Here is a 13,817-nt window from a genome sequence, read left to right on the forward strand (position 1 = left end):
CAACCCCGTCCGTTCGCGAGGGCGGTGGAGCGATCTGCTCCACCGCCCTCCGCCGTGTCCGGGGGCCGGGTGGGCCGCGCGGCGGGAACGAGCCCGGAGTCCTCCTGGCGCGCGACGCGCCCGTCAGGCGGAGCCCGCACCCGGACGCGCCCGCACCGCGGACCGGATCAGCGTTCCCGCGTGCCGGACTCCGAGGGCTCCGTGCGCTCCCGCACCGGGTTCCACCCGTCGTCCCCGGCCAGGTAGGCCTCGGCGGTGTGCCGGGCGGCCTCGGCCGGGTCCATCTGTGGTCGGTCCGCGGTGACCAGCGCGCCGGGACCGGAGTTGCGGTACTCCAGCATCCGGAACCGCCGCCAGTCGTGGCCGGAGGCCATCGCGACCCAGCCCTCCCCGCGGAAGTGGCGGTCCATCCAGGAGTCGCGCACCAGCACCCGCGGCTCGGCGTCCGGGTGCGAGCTGGGCACCCACGGGCGGCCCAGGTAGACGGTCCCGGCGGGGGCGTCACCGGTGAAGCGGCCTCGGGTGATCAGGAAGCCGAACTCGCGGCCGGGCCGGGTGCTCGGCGCGGTCACGTAGCCGTTGTCGGTGCCGCTGCCCCGGTCCAGGGAGTGGAACGCGCACCCGTCGAACACGGCCGTGGCCCGGCCGAAGACGAAGTCCACGTCGCCCTCCACGTAGCAGCCGCGGTAGTACTGCCGCGCGGGGGTGTCCGCGTCCGGAGAGTCCGCGTACAGCGTGTCCTGGTGGCCCAGGAAGCGCACGTTGTCGAAGACCAGCCGGTCCCCGGTGGCGCGCAGCGCGACCGCCTGGGTCCCGGTGACGCCGGGGTGCTCCTCGCGCAGCCAGGAGTTCGCGAAGGTCAGGTCGCGGGCGTGCGTGCCGTCCCCGCAGATGAGGACGCTGGCGCTGCCGGCCGTGCCGTGGACGCCCCCGCCGGGCCCGGGGGTGCCCGCCGCACGGTCGTAGGTGAGGACCACGTCTCGGGGGTCGCCGGTCGCGCCGAGCAGGGTGATCCCGGGTTTGTCCGCGGGAACCACCACCGGCTCGCGGTAGACGCCCGCCCCGACGCGGATGGTGACGCGTTCGGCGCCGCCCGCGGGCACGGCGTCGACCGCGGCCTGGACCCCGGTGTGGTCGCCGGAACCGTCGGCGGCCACGGTGATCACCCGGCCCTCCGCTCCGGGGGTGGACCGGGCGCCCGCGCCCGGGGGCGCTGCGCCGGGGGCGGCGGGGGAGCTGCGGCGGACCATGGGCAGGGCCCCTCTCCTGGGGTGAGCGCTTTCGCCAAGGACGGTGCCGGTACTGCAACCGATTGCAGAACTGTCCCCGACGCGGCCGCGCCCCGTCAACCCCCGAGCGCGTCGAGGGGCCCGGCGCGACCGCCGGGCCCCTCGTCACGTGCGTTCGGGTCTAGGTGCGCACCAGCGGGGTGTCCACCAGGTGCTCGGCCACGAACCAGGCCTGGAGCTCGTTGGTGCGGATCACGTCCGACACCAGCAGGTCGTTGGTGCCGTCGTCCCCCAGCTCCTGCGTGCGCGCGGCGGCGTCGTGGCAGTCCTCCAGGATGGTCTCGTGCGCCTCCAGCAGGCGGGAGAGCATCGCGGGCACCTCCTCGGCGCCGTCGGGCGGGCGCGGGATGCTGGTGATCTCCGCGACGTGCCGGGGGTCGCCGACCGCCACCCCGCCGAGGGTCTGCACGCGCTCGGCCAGGTCGTCGATCAGCGAGGTCTGCTCGCCGGCGTGCTTGTCCATCAGCAGGTGCAGCTGGTAGAAGGTGTGCCCGCGCATGAGCCAGTGGTGCTTCTTGTACAGGTCGTGCAGGATGCGCGTGTCGCACAGCACCTGGTTCAGCCGCTGGCACGAGTACATCCGGGTGTCGTAGGACAGCCCGACCGGGAACTGGCGGACCGTCCCGAACTCCTGGATCTCCTCGCCGCTCTGGTGCAGCCACGGCTGGCTGCTCCTGGGCTTGGGCGCTCCGGTCTTGCGCTCTGCGGTCGTCACTCTGGTCCCCCTCCAGTCGGTGTGACTCGTGTCGCGGGGAGCGCGCACGGTGGCCGCGCTCCGCCTGCCAGTCTCGGCTACCCACCGCTTCCGGGGGTCTAACCCCGCGCCAACCGAGGGTAAGTTTCGTGTGCTTTCGCTGGTCGGAGCGGTTCCTCGGGCCCGGGCCCGCGCGCGCCGGGCCGCGGCGCACCGGGACCGTCGCAGGCGGGCGCTAGTGTCCTGCCGGAGCATCCCCGTGAGAGAGGAGTCCCATGAGCTGGGACGTACTGCTGACGTCGGCGCCCGCGGACGCGGAGTCCGTCGACGACCTCCCCGAGGACCTCGGGGCCGAGTCCATCGCTCCGCTGCCGCGGCTCCTGGCGACGCTGCGCGAGGCCTTCCCCGAGGCGGACCTGTCCGATCCGGCCTGGGGCCACCTCCGGGACGAGGAGCAGGGGTGGAGCATGGAGCTCAACATCGGCACGGAGGATCCGGTGAGGACCGTGATGCTCCACGTCCGCGGGGGTGACGCCGTGCCCTCCATCCTCCGTATGGCCCGGGTGCTCGGCTGCCGCGCCCTCGACTGCTCCAGCGGCGACTTCCTGAGCCAGGAGGGCGGCGACGGATGGGAGTCCTTCCGGGAGTACCGCGACCAGGTACTCCAGGCGGCACCGGAGCGGACCGGTCCGTCCGCGGAGTCCTGAACCCGTCCCCGGCCCGTACGCACGAGCGGGTCGGGGCCTGTCCGCGCCGGAACAACCGGTCAGGGCGCGATCGCGCAGGCGGTCTCCAGCACGAACCGCTGCCAGGGCCGGTGCGGGTCGTGCCCGGTCAGCTCCCGCACCCGGCGCAGCCGGTAGCGCAGCGTCTGGGCGTGCACGTGCAGCGCCCGCGCGGCCGTGGTCGCCGCGCCCTCGCGCAGGTAGGCCCGCAACGTCTCCAGCAGGTGGGCGTTGCCCTCGGCCAGCAGCGGCCCCAGCACGGCGCGGCGGACCGCGGCCGGGGTGACCGGGCCGCCGTTGAGCAGCGCCAGCACGCACGCGTCGGAGGTCCCGAGCAGCCCCCGGGAGTCGAAGGCGTGCGCGGGCGCGGTCTCCAGGGCGCCGTCGGCCAGCCGGTAGGCGGCCGACATGTCCGTCAGCGCGCGCGGCTCCAGCACGCACCCGCGCCAGGGGCGTGCGCCGAGCACGGCGGCCACCCGGTCGGCGTCGTCGGGGCGGACCAGCAGCACCACCCGTCCCGAGCGCGTGGTCACCAGCGGGTCGGCGCCCGCCGGTTCCACCAGGCCCAGCAGCTCCATCCCGGCGGCGAGCGCGGCCGACCGCGGAGCCCCGTCGCCGGGACCGCCGTCGGCCTCGGCCACCACCAGCACCGCCGGATCGGGCGGGGCGATGCCCAGGGTCCGCGCCCGGTCGCGGATGGCCCCGCGCGAGGCCTGCCGTCCGATCAGCAGGTCGTCCAGGAAGGCCCGGCGGGCCCGCTCCAGGTCCGCGTCCAGGCGGCGCGCGGCCTCGGCGTGGCCCGCGGACAGGCTCTCGGAGATCTGGTCGATCGAGGTCAGCCACAGTTCGCCCAGGGCGAACACGTCGGCGGCGTCGAGCCGGTCGGAAGCGAGTTCGGCGACCAGGCGCACGGCCGCCGCCGAGCCCACCCGGTGCGCGCGCACCACCGCGCCGATCGAACGCCCGTCGGCCGCCCGGGACCGGCCGATGCCGCGCAGCCGCTCCACGTCCTCCGGCGGCAGCCGCGTCGCCCCGGCCGCCCACAGCTCCAGCGAGCGGCCCATCAGCCACCCGGTGATCGCCCGGACCTCGGTGAGCTGGGACCCGTGCAGCGCGCGGTAGGCCGGGACCTCGGCGTGCACCTCGGCGACGATGCGCTCGACCAGCCCGGCCCGCTCCCGCGCCAGCTCGGCGCCGACCCGGGCACGCTGTTCGTGTCCCATCGCCCCACCTCCAGAACGGCGAGGGAAGCCTATCGGCACCCCCTCGGGCGCAGAGGGGGAGGAGCGTGCGGGCAGGACCGACCCCACACCGGGGTAAGGGGGAGAGAAGAGAGAACACGGTGACCCGGGGGAGTGCCGCCGGGGCGGAGGACGCGACCGGGGGAACCTCGCGCCGCTCCCGCCGGCGGCTCCCTCCGCCCGCGCGGAGACCCCGGTGTCCGGGATGTCCCCACACGTCGGCTGTCACCGGGCGTGAACGGTAAAAAGCCCGCACAGCTACGGCGCATCTGGGACCGCGACCCGCCCGGACGTGGCAGTATGCGACTGCGGTAGGGGGAAGACCGCATGTTGGAAGAGCAAGGCAGACCGTTCGGCGCCGACGGGGGATGAGACAGATGCAGCAGACGACCGTTCCAGAACTCACTCTGGGTAATGGCCTGCGCATTCCGCAGCTGGGCTTCGGCGTGTGGCAGGTGTCCCAGGAGGAGGTCGTGGCGGCCGTCTCCACCGCGTTGGAGGCGGGCTACCGCAGCATCGACACCGCGGCCGCCTACGGCAACGAGGAGGGGGTGGGCGAGGCGCTGCGCCGCTCGGGCCTGGATCGCGGCGAGCTGTTCGTGACGACCAAGCTGGCCAATCCCGACCAGGGCTACGACGCCACCCTGCGCGCCTTCGAGGCCAGCCTGGGGCGCCTGAACCTGGACACCGTCGACCTGTACCTCGTGCACTGGCCCATGCCCCGCCGGAACCTGTACGTGCCGACCTGGAAGGCGCTGGAGCGCCTCTACGCCGAGGGCCGCGTCCGCGCCATCGGCGTGTCCAACTTCCAGCGCCCGCACCTGGAGCGGGTCATGGAGGAGGGCGGCATCACGCCCATGGTCAACCAGATCGAGCTGCACCCGCTGCTCACCCAGGCGGACATGCGCTCCTTCGACGCCAAGCACGGCATCGTCACCGAGGCGTGGAGCCCCCTGGGACAGGGCAAGCTGCTCGGCCACCCGACCGTCGTCGAGGTCGCCGAGGCGCACGGGCGCACGCCCGCGCAGGTGCTGCTGCGCTGGCACATCCAGCTCGGCAACGTGGTGATCCCCAAGTCGGTGACCCCCGAGCGCATCCGCTCCAACTTCCAGGTCTTCGACTTCGAGCTCTCCCGCGCGGAGATGGACCGCATCAGCGGGCTCAACACCGACAGCAGGTTCGGCCCCGACCCCGACGACTTCGACGGCGCCTGAACCTCCCCGCCGCCCGTCGGGGCCCTGGAGAGGCCTCCTAGTCGCGCAGCTCCCGGTGCTTGCGGGCCCCGGCCAGGACGGCCTCGGTGCCGTTGCGGCGCATGCGGCCGACGTAGACGGCGCCGCCGACGAAGATGGCGGCGAAGACCCCCAGCACGGCGACGAGGGCGAGGGCGGACAGCAGCACAGTGATCGACATGCGCTCATCGTAGCCCCACGTGCGGCGGGTCCCCAAAGGGCCCGTCCGTGACGGGCGGCGGGCGCGACACGGGCAGGAGGGGCCGCCGATGGGCCGGACACCGCACGAGATCGTCAACCCGCTCACCCTCGCCGAGCCGACGGGCTCCTCCCACGCGCTCGTGGTCAGCCCCGGCCGGGTGGTCCACGTCGGGGGGCAGCGCGCGCACCGCCCCGACGGCAGGATCGTCGGGGAGGGCCTGGCGGAGCAGTTCGACCGCGCGCTCGCCAACGCGGTCGAGGCGCTGCGCGCGGCGGGAGCCGAGCCCGCCCACGTGGTGGACATGCGCGTCTTCACCACGTCCATGGCGGCCTACCGGGCCCACGGCCAGAGCGTCGGCGCGGTCTACCGGCGCCACATGGGCCGCTTCCACCCGCCGACGACGGTCCTGGGGGTGGTGGACCTCCTGGACCCCGACGCCGTGGTGGAGGTGGCGTGCACGGCCGTGGTCCCCGACGCGGCCGAGAGCGGACCCCTGCGCGCGGAACAGGTGTGGAGACCGGTCGAGGAGGCCGGACGGCCCGAGGTCACCGTCTCCTCGGACGGGGTCGGTCCGCTTCCGGCCCGGGAGCGTCCGTAGCCTCCCCGGTTCCGCGTTCCGGCGCCCGGGCGGGGACAGCGGCAGCGGCCTCCGCCCGCCGCTGCGGTGCCCGGCCAGGGGCGTCGGCGGCCGTCGCGTCCGTCCGGGCGGCGCGGCTCACAGTTCCCCCGGTGCTCACCAGCACCACGGCCACCGCGCACACCGCCATCCCCGCCAGGGCGACCGGCCCCACCGGGTCGCCGAACATCAGCCACGACCACACCAGCGTGGTGGGCGGGGTCAGGTACAGCAGGGCCGACACCCGGGCCACGCCCGAGCGGGCCAGGACGGCCCAGTACAGGCCGTAGCCGCCCAGGGTGGACAGCACCACCACCCACACCACCGCCGCCCAGAACCCGGGGTCGGCGGGCGGCGCCAGCGTTCCGGTGGCCGCGGCCAGCCCCGTGAACAGCACCGCGCTCACCGCGCACTGCACCGCCAGGGCCTGCACCACCGAGCCCCCGGGCCGCGCACGGCGCTCCAGCAGGGTCGCGGCCACCAGGGACAGCATCGCCCCGAACGGCAGCAGGTAGCCCCACCACGGCGCCGCGCCCGGCCGGAACAGGTCCGCGCCCACCACCAGGCCGACCCCGCCCAGCCCCAGCGCGAGGCCCGCCAGCTGGCGCGGCCGCACCCGCTCGCCCAGCAGCGGGACGGCCAGGGCGGTCGCCACCAGGGGCTGGAGGGCGGCCACCAGCGCACTCGTCCCGGCGGCCACACCCGCCTGCGCGGCGGCGAACACCCCGTACAGGTACCCGGACTGGGCCAGCAGGCCCAGCACGGCGTGCGCCGCCAGGTCCCGCCGGGACATCCGCGGACCCCGCCACAGCCACCACCCCGCCAGCAGTGCGGCCACGACCAGGAAACGCCAGGCCAGCAGCGTGGTCGCGGGCGCGTACCGGGTGCCCAGATCCGCTCCGACGAAGCCGGAGCTCCACATCACCACCAGTCCGGCGGCGAGCAGGAGGGGCGGTACGGAGCGGCGGGGACGTGTCTCGGTGTGTTCCATGCGGGCAGGTAAACACACCGGTCGGTATACTCACAATGTAGTCCGAACGAGGCGTCCCCGACGGCGGGGCGCGAGGGAGGGAGTGGACACCGTGCCCGGTACCGCGACGACACCGCTGACCCCGGCCGCGCGCCGCGTCCTGGACGTGGCGACCGAGCTGTTCTACACCCGCGGGATCAACACCGTGGGCATGGAGCTGGTCGCCGAGCGGGCGGGGGTCACCAAGAAGACCATCTACGACCGCTTCGGCTCCAAGCAGCAGCTCGTCGTCCACTACCTGCGCGCCCGCGACGCCCGCTGGCGCGCGTACCTGGACGGCTACCTGGAGCGGGCCCGGACCCCGAGGGAGCTGGTGGCCGCCACCTTCGACGCCCTGGACGACTGGATGGGCGAGGAGAACCCGCGCGGCTGCGCCATGGTCAACGCCTACGCCGAGCTCTCCGACCCCGAGCACCCCGGCCGGGCCGTCGCCGAGGAGCAGAAGCGGTGGCTGCGCGGCCTCTACACCGGCCTCGCCGAGCGGTCGGGCGCCGGGGACCCCGGGGCGCTCGGCGACGCGCTGGCCATGTTGCACGAGGGCGCCGTGGTGGCCCGCAACGTCACCGGGGTCATCGACGCCGCGCGCACCGCCCGCGCCGCGGCGGACGCCCTGATGACCGTGCACGGCGCGGACTGAGGGCGTCGGGGAACCCGTTCACGGACCGGCGGGAAGGCCGCCGGTGTGACGGCCGGGGCTCAGGTGTAGCCGAGCCGGGACAGCTCCGTGCCCGCCACCTGACGCACGTCGCCGTACTGGTCGCGGGTCAGGCGCTCGCGCCACGACCCCACGCCCCAGGACTCGGCGGTCAGCAGCTCCGAGGCCGACACCCGCGCCCCGGTGAACTCCCGCAGCCGCTCGGCCGCCTCCACCTCGCCGCCGTGCACGTCCTCGTAGCGCAGGGTCATCAGCTGCTCGGCGCCGATGGAGCGGCGCAGCAGGGCCGACATGCGGATCGCCCCGCGCCAGCGCATCGCGCACTTGGCGGCGGTGGAGCCCGCCGTGAACGCGGACAGGTCCGACTCCTCCTCCAGGCCGAAGAAGTGGTTGGGGAACTCGTGGTCGAGCTTCATGAAGCTCGGTTTGAGCCAGGCCAGCGAGCGCTCGTCCTCCATCATGTCCGCGATGACGTCGCGGCCGTCCCGGATGACCTGGACGAACAGGGCGTCGGGGAAGGCCGCGTGCAGGGCGGTGGCGCAGAACAGCAGGTCGGGGCTGGCGTCGCCGTAGCGGCGCACCTCCCCGCTGTGCTCGCACGGCTCGGCGGCGGCGTTGGCGGGTACGCGCGCCCACGGCCCCGGACAGCGCGGGCAGGTCAGGGGCGTGAGCTGCCAGGCCTCGGCGTAGGCCTCGCGCAGCAGGCTCGCCGTTCCGGCGACCTTCTCCAGCGCGAGGGAGGGGCGTCTGGCCACGGCGTAGACGGCGTTGAGCACGCCCGACGAGCCCGCGCCCAGGTACAGGCCGGGCACGCGCGACAGGGCACGGGCGACCTCGGCGACTCCCGAGTGGGGAGCGCCCAGGACGAACACCGGGCGCTCGACCTTGGTCCCGTTGACCACGAGGATGTAGGACGGCTGCTTCATGACGGTGTCGATTTTCGCACCCTTTGCCCACCTCGTGTGCATCGGCAGGGGATGTGGCCTCCGTGCCCTTCCTGTGCCCCCGAGGTTACGCCCCGGGCCGGACCCGCGCCGCGCACCGCCCCGGGCCGCGGCGGTGCGCCGGAGCCTCGCGGGGCGCGCCGTGCGCGGCGGCGGGCGCGGTGGGGCGAACGGTGCCCCGTCCGCGTAAGAATGGGGGGTATGGCCTCGACGACCACCGAATCAGCGCCCTTCTCCGACCCGGCGGAGTTCGAACGGGCCGCCGAACTCCTGGAGTCCGCCGAACGCGTCACGGTCCTCACCGGGGCGGGCGTGTCCACCGACTCCGGCATCCCCGACTTCCGCGGACCGCACGGGGTGTGGACCACCGACCCGGACGCGCAGGCCTTCTCCGACATCGACATCTACATGGGCGACGCGGACGTGCGCCGCCGGGTGTGGGCCCAGCGCCGCACCCACCCGGTGTGGCGGGCCAGCCCCAACGCCGCACACCGCGCCCTGGCCGACCTGGAGGCCACCGGACGGCTCCGGGCCCTGATCACCCAGAACATCGACGGCCTGCACCAGCGGGGCGGGACGTCCGAGGACGCGGTCATCGAGGTGCACGGCACCATGCTGCGGGTGGTGTGCATGGCGTGCGGCCTGCGCACGCCGAGCGAGACGGTGCTGGCGCGCCTGGACGAGGAGTCCGACCCCCGCTGCCCGGAGTGCGGCGGCATCCAGAAGTCCGACACCATCTCCTTCGGGCAGCGGCTCGACGCGGACGTCGTGGACGCGGCCAGCCGGGCGGCCCGCGAGTGCGACGTGTTCCTGGCCGTGGGCACGTCGCTGACGGTCCACCCGGTGGCGGGGCTGTGCGACGTGGCCATGATGGCGCGGGCCAGCCTGGTGGTCGTCAACGCCGAACCCACGCCCTACGACGACTTCGCCGGCGCCGTGGTCCGCGACCCCATCGGCACGGCGCTCCCCGCCCTGGTGGAACGGGTGCGCGCGGCCGGGTAGGGACGCGGTGAGGGCCGCTTCGGCCGCGCCGGGTTCCGGCGGACCTTCGGGCGGAGCACCGGCGCGGTCGCCGGGGCGGCGCGCTCAGCCGCCGCTGGTGTACTGGCCCGTCGGGGAAGGTGTGCGGCGGAACTCGGGGACGGTGTCGGCGGCCTGCGTCCGGGGTTCGGGGTGGGCGTTCCCCCGCGCCAGGTCCCGGACGCGCGCGAGGACCTCCCGGTCGGCGAAGCCCTCCAAGCTGCGAAGCGTCGGTGCGATCACCGGAAGGCTGAGGTGGGGTCCGGCCACCACCTCGGTCACCCCGGCGAGGTAGTACCGCACCAGGCTCCGCAGGTTCTCGGCGAGCACATCCCCGGGTGCGGACATACCGAGGTCTTCCGCGGCCTGCCTGAGCACCAGGTGTTCCAGACGCCCCAGGGTTCGGCTGGGGACGAGCAACCGCTTGTAGGCCTCCAGCCGCTCCCCGGGGTTCTCGGTGGCGGGGAGCAGACGCAGCCGCAGTACCTCGTGCAGCTCGAACCAGGTCGTTTCCGTCTGCGTCCCGGACTCCGTGTCCGCGTCCAGCGCGGTCGTGGTCTGCGAGTACCAGGTCGCCAGGTCATCCGAGACGTGACGCAGGTAGGGCAGCAGCCCGAGCAGGAAGCGCGCGGACGTGCCGTTGACCCGCATCGCCGTCGATCGCAGCAGGCGGGACGTGGTCGTGTTGTGCGGCACGGTGATCTCGTAGGGATCGAGCACGGACGGACGGGCGTCCGTGTTCATGCGCAGCTCGAAGCCCATGCTCTCCCCGACGTTGACCGGTGAGGAGTCGTCCAGGTCCACGACGGTGACGCCCCCGTCCGGTTCCCACCCGTCCAGGTGGCGCACGCGCAGGGACGCCACGATGCTGAACCACTCCGTTCCCGGCAGGGTCCGCCACAGCGCGGCCGTGTGCTGCCAGTCCTGGAGGGTGTTGGGGGAGTCGGGGAACAGCTCGCGGATGTCGACAGGGGCCTCGCGCACAAGGCACAGCAGGATCATGAGGTTGCTGGTGTAGTTGGCCTCGCGGCGGGTCAGCGGCAGCCGCGTGGGCTCGTAGGCGGTGTAGGAGCGGTTGGAGGCGGGGAAGGGCGCCTCCTGGAACAGCTCCACGAGCAGCCGCGCGTAGTCCTCGCGGGCCTCGGGCTCCTCGGCGAACCGGCGCTCCAGGAGTTCGGCGAGGAAGTCCACGACCTTCTCCCGGCCCGCGTAGCTGGCGAAGGAGGACAGGGCGTACAGCTCGCCGTCGTCGGGGCGGGTGCTGCGGCCCCGGCGCCGTGGGGAACGCGCGCGTGAGGCGTCCAGCTCGTCCAGGGCGACGACCACCGCCCTGGCCACCAGGTACTCGCCGAAGGTGGCGTGCAGGAACTCGAACACGCTCGCGCTGCCCTCGCCGCGCCTGGCCCGGGACTCGTGGACGAAGAAGAACCTGCCCAGCACCTGGTGGGCGGGGTCGATCTGTCCGTGCAGGTCGGCGTCGGCCGCGCGCACCGCCGCGTCGGGCATGAGGACCGCGAGGTCGCGGTCCAGCTCGTCGGCGCTCACACTCTGCTTGCGCCGGGTGAACATCGCCAGCGCGGCGATCTCCAGACGGCGCAGCTCCTCCTCGACCGCTTCGTCGAAGTTGTTCCTGCCGAGGCCTGAGTGGTGCTTGTCCACCTCGCGCCTGGCGAACATCGTCAGCAGCCGTTCGTACAGCTCCCCGTGGGACAGGGCGTGCGAGGCGCGCCGCAGACCGTTGTCCCCGGCGTCGTAGATGAGCAGCATGAGCAGCAGCAGGGGCTGCTCGGCCAGTTCCCGGTAGGGCAGGAGGGAGTCGGCGGTCAGCGGGTCCAGGCCCCGGGAGGCCAGGACCCGCGCGTTCGCCCCGTTCCACACCCGGACCATCTGTGCGATCTGGGCCTCGGTGAAGGGTTCCAGCCGGACCACGGTGGTGCCCGCCGGGAAGCGCGTCCGGTCCGCCACGACCGTGCGGCTGGTGACGATGACCGCCACGGGCTGCCCCAGGGCCTCCTGCTTGTGCTGGAACTCCTCCACCCGCTCCAGGTAGTCGGAGCGGTCCACACCGGTCGCCTGGAGGAGTTCGTCGAAGCCGTCCAGGATGACGACGGGCAGCGCGCCGTCCGCCGACTCGGCGAGTTCGCGCCAGGACACGCGGGTGTGGAGCGTCTCGGCGAGTCCTTCCTCGATCTGCGCGTGGATGGGCGCGTTCGGCTGGACCGAGCGCAGCTCCACCCGGATCGGGAGGAAGTCGGCGGCGGGCAGGTGGGCCGCGAGCATCTCGGTGAACTTGGACTTGCCCGCGCCCGGGTGGCCCAGGACGACAGTGGGGGTCTCGACGGAGCTCGAATGCACCAGGTGCAGGGCGAAGAAGCGCCGGAGGTCGTCCACGAGCACGGCCTCCTGCCACGCCTGTTCCGTGGAGGGGGAGCCCTGGGCGTCGGCCCTCAGCACACGGCCGCACGGGGGGACGTAGGCGTCCTCCAGGGCGGGCAGGACCAGCCCCGAGGAGGCTTCTTCCGAGCGCAGCACGGGCTGGCGCAGCACCGCCCGGTAGGAGGCGGCGAGTTCCCGCCTGCGCTGGTCCACCGGTCGGCCGGAGCCCGCCAGCTCCAGCAGTTCGCTCAGCTCCCCGAACCCCTGGGCGAGGACCTGGCGGGTGCGGTCGTGCTCGTAGAGGTGCACCCACATGCCGAACTCGGGGACCTCGGCGGCGAGCTGGCGGAGGTACTCGGTGAGCCGCCGGGCGGCGTCCTCGGGGACCTCGTCGGTCAGCCGTGCCATGAGGGGGTGGTCGTGGTCCACACCGTGTTCGACAGCCTCGGGATGGCGCACCAGGATGTCGCTGAAGCTGCCCGTGAGGAGGTGGAAGACCTGCCAGATCTCGTAGGGGCCCGCGTTCTCGGTGTGCACGTCGGCGGGGGCGGGGAGCTCCCCCAGGTCCTGGAGCGCCGAGTCGAAGTGCGTGAACGGTTCGGCCTCGGAGAGCTTGAGCGCGTCCAGGGAGAAGGGCGCCTCGGCCCTGTCGAGGCACTCCTCCACCGCCTCGAAGAACGAGATGAGGACCAGGACCTTGTGGGCCGCCTCGATCTTCTCCGTCCGCGACGTGCGGCTCTCACCGCTGAGCTTGCCCCGGATCCCCTCGATGGCCTGGCGGCCCTTGCTCACCAGGAACCCGCGCAGGCCGAAGAGGTCGGGCACCCCCACCAGCCCCAGCCCGCCGTCCGTGAGCCTCTCGGCGAGGTTCATCACCTCCGAGTCGTTGTGGCCGAGGATCTTGAGCGCGTCCGCGTAGGTGAGCCGCTTCGCCATCGGGGGTGCCTCTTCCGGCTTCGAGGGAGGGTGGGGGAACACGGTCGGACCCGGCACCGGGGGTGGTGCCGAGTCCGCAGGCCAGCATGGGTTTCGGGGGTCGGGGAGAAGTGAGCGTGCTCCCGTGGTGGGATCCGCTAGGGCAGCTCCCAGTTCACCAGGTCGGAGTTCTGTTCCTTGAGCATCTCGTTGGCGCGGCTGAACGGCTTCGAGCCGAAGAACCCGTTCCGTGCCGACAGCGGGCTCGGGTGCGCGGACTCCACGCACGGCACGCCCGGCATCAGCGGGCGCAGGTTGCGGGCGTCGCGCCCCCACAGGATCGCCACCAGCGGCTTGTCGCGCTCGGCGAGCGCCCGGATGGCCTGCTCGGTGACGGCCTCCCAGCCCTTGCCCCGGTGCGAACCGGCCTTGCCCGGCTCCACCGACAGCACCCTGTTGAGCAGCAGCACGCCCTGCCGGGTCCACGGGGTCAGGTCGCCGTTGGAGGGCATGGGCACGCCCAGGTCGTCGACCATCTCCTTGTAGATGTTGCGCAGGCTCGCGGGCAGGCGCACGTCCGGGGCGACCGAGAAGCTCAGACCCACCGCGTTGCCCGGGGTCGGGTAGGGGTCCTGGCCCACGATGAGCACGCGCACGTCCTCGAAGGGCTGCTTGAAGGCGCGCAGGACGTTCTCACCGGCGGGGAGGTAGGTGCGGCCCTCCGCGACCTCCTGGCGCAGGAAGTCGCCCATCGCGGCGATCTGCGGCGCGACCGGCTCCAGGGCCTCGGCCCAACCGCTGTCCATGATTTCTTTCAGGTCCTTCGGCATGGCCAGAACACTAGCGGCAGCGAGCGACATCCACGTCCGCTTCGGGCC

Annotated in this window: 13 protein-coding genes; 5 read left to right on the forward strand and 8 right to left on the reverse strand. The window is 73.6% G+C overall.

Translation table 11 applies throughout. The features are described 5' to 3' along the window. Positions 1-167: 167 nt before the first annotated feature. The gene (locus tag EV372_RS21310; protein WP_130397452.1) at positions 168-1,250 is read right to left on the reverse strand and encodes a pectinesterase family protein; all 1,083 of its coding nucleotides are present in this window, start codon (positions 1,248-1,250) and stop codon (positions 168-170) included. 160 nt (positions 1,251-1,410) lie between these two features. Beyond that, on the reverse strand, positions 1,411-2,004 hold the full coding sequence (locus EV372_RS21315) for a Dps family protein (protein ID WP_130397453.1): 594 nt from the start codon (positions 2,002-2,004) through the stop codon (positions 1,411-1,413). Between the two features lie 254 nt (positions 2,005-2,258). Between EV372_RS21315 and EV372_RS21320 the strand changes: the two genes are divergently transcribed. Continuing rightward, on the forward strand, positions 2,259-2,690 hold the full coding sequence (locus EV372_RS21320) for a hypothetical protein (RefSeq protein WP_130397454.1): 432 nt from the start codon (positions 2,259-2,261) through the stop codon (positions 2,688-2,690). A 59-nt stretch (positions 2,691-2,749) separates the two neighbouring features. Here the strand turns inward: EV372_RS21320 and EV372_RS21325 are convergent, their stop codons facing one another. Continuing rightward, positions 2,750-3,931 (reverse strand): PucR family transcriptional regulator, encoded by a 1,182-nt coding sequence (locus tag EV372_RS21325; RefSeq protein WP_130397455.1) that lies wholly within the window; start codon positions 3,929-3,931, stop codon positions 2,750-2,752. Between the two features lie 395 nt (positions 3,932-4,326). Here EV372_RS21325 and EV372_RS21330 point away from each other — a divergent pair, with 395 nt between their 5' ends. Beyond that, entirely contained in the window at positions 4,327-5,163 is an 837-nt protein-coding gene (locus EV372_RS21330; RefSeq protein ID WP_130397456.1) for an aldo/keto reductase, read from the forward strand. Between the two features lie 37 nt (positions 5,164-5,200). On the opposite strand, the gene EV372_RS29150 is transcribed toward EV372_RS21330, so the two are convergent. Further along, positions 5,201-5,362: a hypothetical protein gene (locus EV372_RS29150; protein ID WP_165436017.1), complete on the reverse strand. Its 162-nt coding sequence runs from the start codon at positions 5,360-5,362 to the stop codon at positions 5,201-5,203. An 88-nt stretch (positions 5,363-5,450) separates the two neighbouring features. Between EV372_RS29150 and EV372_RS21335 the strand changes: the two genes are divergently transcribed. Next, complete coding sequence (locus EV372_RS21335; RefSeq protein ID WP_130397457.1) at positions 5,451-5,981, forward strand: RidA family protein; 531 nt, start codon at positions 5,451-5,453, stop codon at positions 5,979-5,981. Here EV372_RS21335 and EV372_RS21340 read toward each other — a convergent pair. Beyond that, positions 5,929-6,990 (reverse strand): DMT family transporter, encoded by a 1,062-nt coding sequence (locus EV372_RS21340; RefSeq protein WP_130397458.1) that lies wholly within the window; start codon positions 6,988-6,990, stop codon positions 5,929-5,931. The two genes, EV372_RS21335 and EV372_RS21340, sit on opposite strands and share 53 nt — an antisense overlap. A gap of 82 nt (positions 6,991-7,072) precedes the next feature. Here EV372_RS21340 and EV372_RS21345 point away from each other — a divergent pair, with 82 nt between their 5' ends. Then, positions 7,073-7,666 (forward strand): TetR/AcrR family transcriptional regulator, encoded by a 594-nt coding sequence (locus EV372_RS21345; protein ID WP_130397459.1) that lies wholly within the window; start codon positions 7,073-7,075, stop codon positions 7,664-7,666. A 59-nt stretch (positions 7,667-7,725) separates the two neighbouring features. Here the strand turns inward: EV372_RS21345 and EV372_RS21350 are convergent, their stop codons facing one another. Beyond that, positions 7,726-8,610, reverse strand: a complete 885-nt coding sequence (locus EV372_RS21350; protein ID WP_130397460.1) for a sulfotransferase family protein — start codon at positions 8,608-8,610, stop codon at positions 7,726-7,728. A gap of 219 nt (positions 8,611-8,829) precedes the next feature. Between EV372_RS21350 and EV372_RS21355 the strand changes: the two genes are divergently transcribed. Then, positions 8,830-9,630, forward strand: coding sequence for an SIR2 family NAD-dependent protein deacylase (locus EV372_RS21355; protein ID WP_130397461.1), 801 nt, complete (start codon positions 8,830-8,832; stop codon positions 9,628-9,630). Between the two features lie 84 nt (positions 9,631-9,714). Here the strand turns inward: EV372_RS21355 and EV372_RS21360 are convergent, their stop codons facing one another. Together EV372_RS21360 and EV372_RS21365 are read right to left on the reverse strand one after the other, a co-directional pair. Then, on the reverse strand, positions 9,715-12,960 hold the full coding sequence (locus EV372_RS21360; protein WP_130397462.1) for an NACHT N-terminal helical domain 7-containing protein: 3,246 nt from the start codon (positions 12,958-12,960) through the stop codon (positions 9,715-9,717). 137 nt (positions 12,961-13,097) lie between these two features. Then, positions 13,098-13,769, reverse strand: coding sequence for a uracil-DNA glycosylase (locus EV372_RS21365; protein ID WP_071621807.1), 672 nt, complete (start codon positions 13,767-13,769; stop codon positions 13,098-13,100). Positions 13,770-13,817: the final 48 nt, after the last annotated feature.

Source organism: Nocardiopsis sp. CNZ308 (assembly GCF_004217075.1).